This window comes from Bartonella queenslandensis AUST/NH15 (assembly GCF_000312585.1).
GTDB classification, from domain to species: Bacteria; Pseudomonadota; Alphaproteobacteria; order Rhizobiales; family Rhizobiaceae; genus Bartonella; species Bartonella queenslandensis_A.
Window position 1 is genome coordinate 172,672 of the sequence record NZ_HE998003.1, and the last position, 3,932, is coordinate 176,603.

The following is a 3,932-nucleotide window of genomic DNA, read 5'->3' on the forward strand; positions in this document are numbered from 1 at the left end:
AGCATTCTTCTGTGTTTGGTGTTGTTTGAAGTGGGTTGCAGACTATATATTAAAATAAGTTTATTTTAGCATTTTTAATCAAATGCTTCATTGTAGAAGACTCTGTAAATTACTGAAAGAGTGATTTTATTTCGATCATGCTATAATGCTTTTTAGTGGAAAAGTTGTGGTTGTATTTAACAACGTATTATGTGGGCATTTCAGCATATATTTCATTGTTTGGAGTGTCACAGCGCATATGGTCATTCCTAATGAGGGGATAATTGGGTTGCGTTTTAAGCCTATTTTTATAATAGTTTATTTATATAAAAGACTTAAAATTTTCATGCTGTATAACAAGTAATAAATCGTATCTCTGTTGATTTAAGAGAATCAGTAATGAATGAGTTTTTAAGTTATTTTTCAGGAATAGAGTGAGATCCATTTGGTAGATGAGAAGGGAGTGGGTATTTTATAAAACCGAGAGATAATAGATCGGATTTTTTTAGGGATCATTTTGCTTTTTGATCTGTTAGCCACTGAATACAATCATTAAGAGCTCTAGCCGTTATATTCTGTTTTTTTGCTAATTTTTTTCTTTATTTGATAAACGTTTTCCCAAGTATTTAGTGGAATCAAGAGGCGAAAAAAGTCCAAAATTGATATTCATGGGTTGGAAGGATTGTCTTTCTGCTTCTTCATCGATAATGTGTCCCCCCGTAATATGGTTCAACAGAGCTCCGAATGCTGTAGTTTGTGGGGGGAGGCAAGGACAGTTATAATGATATTCGGCAGCGGCAAAACGTCCGGCAAGCAGCCCAATAGCCGCTGATTCTACATAACCTTCACATCCGGTAATTTGTCCTGCAAAGCGTAGTTGCGTTTTTTGTTTTAAACGAAGAGTCTGATCAAGAATGATTGGAGAATTGAGATAGGTATTGCGGTGAAGTCCGCCAAGACGTGCAAATTCTGCTTTTTCAAGACCGGGAATCATTCTAAAAATGCGGACTTGTTCACCATATTTCAGTTTTGTTTGAAAACCAACCATATTGTAAAGCGTTCCGAGTTTATTATCTTGGCGTAATTGAACGACAGCATAGGGTTTAATAGTGGGATTATGAGCATTGGTTAGGCCTATAGGTTTCATCGGTCCATGTCTTAAAGTTTCGATTCCGCGCTCAGCCATAACTTCAATAGGGAGGCATCCATCAAAATAGGGTGTTTTTTCAAAGTCACGAAACTCTGTTTTTTCTGCGTTTTTTAGTGCTTCAACGAATGTTTCATATTGTTCTTTGTTGAGGGGACAATTAAGATAATCTTTCCCTGTTCCCTCAGGACCAATTTTATCGTAGCGAGACTGATACCAACAAATATTCATATCAATACTATCAGTATGGATAATAGGGGCAATAGCATCAAAAAAAGAAAGAGCTTTTATCCCAGTTATTGTTTTTAATTCTTGAGCAAATGCAGGTGAGGTAAGGGGCCCCGTTGCAACGACAACATGTTTCCAATCCTGAGGAATCTCTTGAACTTCTTCGCGTTTGATCGTTATAAGCGAATGGTTTTCAATTGCGGATGTCACGGTTTTTGAAAATCCATCACGGTCAACAGCAAGAGCACTCCCAGCGGGAACTTTATTGGCATCAGCAGCTCTCATAATTAACGATTTTGCTAATCGCATCTCAGCATGTAAAAGCCCTACAGCATTTGTTGATGAATCATCGCAACGAAAGGAATTTGAACAAACCAGTTCTGCTAATTTATCGGTTTTATGAGCATCTGATTTTTTTTGGGGACGCATTTCATGCAAAATAACAGGAATTCCTGATTGAGCAATTTGCCAGCTTGCTTCACATCCTGCAAGGCCGCCACCGATAATATGAATTGGAGTATCAAATATCTTTAACATAGTCGACTTATTAGCGTAAGTCGCCGTGTATGAAAAGCATGGATTTTGTTTTTGTTCTTTGTAAGAAAGATGTGTATTGCGTTTTTTTAATATATTTGTTTGCTTTTTTTCTACAATTAATGGTATAGAAACGCCGCTTGCATAAGGTTATTAGCTTGCTAAGTTTGAGCGGATGTGGCGAAATTGGTAGACGCACCAGATTTAGGTTCTGGCGGGAGACCGTGGGGGTTCGAGTCCCTCCATCCGCACCAAAGCAATCCCTTAAGTGCTACGGATTTCTACGTGTCTGGAATTCCGCTTCATGGTAATGTAACACTTGAAGTGTTAAAATGTAATGATGATTAGAGTGGGGTTATCCCTCTCCTTAGAAAAATGAAGGTGTTTAATGCAGGTTACCGAGACGCTTAATGAAGGACTGAAGCGCGAAATTAAGATCGTGGTTCCAGCGAAAGATTTAGAAGAAAAGTTGAATGAACGGTTGGATGATACCAAGGGTAAGATCAAGCTTAATGGTTTTCGTCCTGGTAAAGTGCCGGGTGGGCATTTGCGAAAAATGTATGGTAAATCTTTTATGGTTGAGATTCTCAATGAGATACTCAGTGATGCCCCACGTTCTGTTTTAGCGGACCGTAATGAGCGTCCAGCGATGCAGCCAAAAATTGATATAGATGAAGATGAAAAAATTCTAGATGGAAAAGCCGATTTTACTTTTAGTTTAAAGTATGAAGTTTTGCCAAAAATTGAAATTAAAGCCTTTGAACATATTGAAGTTGTTCGTGAAATTGCAGCCGTTCCTGAAAAGGATATTAATGAGCAAGTTAATCGCGTCCTTTCTTCTACGCGTAATTATTCTCTAAAAGAGGGATCTTCTGAAGAAGGTGATCGTATTACCATAGATTATCTTGGTAAGCTTGAAGGGGTTCCATTTGAAGGCGGGGCCGATAAGGATGCACAACTGATTCTTGGATCAAAACAATTTATTCCTGGTTTTGAAGAGCAATTGGTTGGTGTGAAAGCTGGAGATACAAAAACGATTTCTGTTAAATTCCCAGATGATTATAGTGCGGTACATTTGGCAGGGCGGGAAGCAGAGTTTGATATTACTGTCAAAGCTGTCTTTAGACCAGATGAATTGGAAATTGATGATGAGGCGGCGAAAAAAGTCGGTTTAGAATCTCTAGATCGCTTGCGTGAGGTTGTTCGTGGGCAGATTGAAAGTCAATATGGTTCAATGACACGTCAAAAAGTTAAGCGTCAAATTCTTGATGCTTTAGATGCTGATTATAATTTTGAGATTCCTGAAGGACTTTTAGAAATTGAGTTCAATAATATATGGGCTCAGGTTAATGATGATTTGAAAAAGGCTGGACGTAGTTTTGAGGACGAGGGGATTACAGAAGAAAAGGCACGGGAGGAATATCATGTCCTTGCGCAACGTCGTGTTCGTCTTGGTTTGGTGCTTTCTGAAATTGGAATGAAGGTTGGTGTTAAAGTTAGTGATGATGAGCTAAAAGCAGCCGTTTTTGAGCAAGTTCGTCAGTATCCTGGACAAGAAAAAGAGATTATGGACTTTTTCCGGAAAACTCCGGAAGCTGTTGAAAATCTGCGTGCTCCAATTTTTGAAGAAAAGGTCATTGATCATTTGTTAGCCCAGATAAAAGTCACAGATAAAGAAGTGACGATTGAAGAGTTGATGAAAGAATATGACGAATCAGATCTTCCTGAAGAAAAACCTGCAAAGAAAAAATCTGTAGTGAAAGAAAAGTCTGCAGAGAAAACGTCAGCTAAGAAAAAGGCTCCTAAAAAAGCTTAATCTTTACACAAATAGAACAAGCCCGATTCTATCGGGCTTGTTGTGAGATTTACACCTTAGGCTTGCACTGTGAATGGTTGTAGATAAACCATAGGATATGTTTAAAATATTGGTAGTGGATTGGCAATGAGCATCATTGATACGCGTACTCCTGATTCTAAGCGTTTTATTTCTGGCGTTACAGGTGATTGGGAAGTCATCATTGGCATGGAGGTTCATGCACAAATC

1 protein-coding gene, 1 tRNA gene and 1 pseudogene are annotated in these 3,932 nt (G+C 38.4%); 2 read left to right on the plus strand and 1 reads right to left on the minus strand.

The window, feature by feature from the left end:
* Positions 1 to 491: 491 nt before the first annotated feature.
* A pseudogene (trmFO, locus tag BN338_RS05915) lies at positions 492 to 1,891 on the minus strand (methylenetetrahydrofolate--tRNA-(uracil(54)-C(5))-methyltransferase (FADH(2)-oxidizing) TrmFO).
* A 168-nt stretch (positions 1,892 to 2,059) separates the two neighbouring features.
* On the opposite strand from trmFO, the gene BN338_RS05920 reads away from it, so the two are divergent.
* Positions 2,060 to 2,142: transfer RNA gene (locus BN338_RS05920), tRNA-Leu, on the plus strand.
* A 134-nt stretch (positions 2,143 to 2,276) separates the two neighbouring features.
* Positions 2,277 to 3,704: a trigger factor gene (gene tig, locus BN338_RS05925; RefSeq protein WP_039759977.1), complete on the plus strand. Its 1,428-nt coding sequence runs from the start codon at positions 2,277 to 2,279 to the stop codon at positions 3,702 to 3,704.
* The last annotated feature ends 228 nt before the right edge of the window (positions 3,705 to 3,932 follow it).

Bases quoted from the DNA above. Each gene is read 5' to 3' on its own strand.
- tig (WP_039759977.1), top strand. From the start codon at position 2,277: ATGCAGGTTACCGAGACGCTTAATGAAGGACTGAAGCGCGAAATTAAG.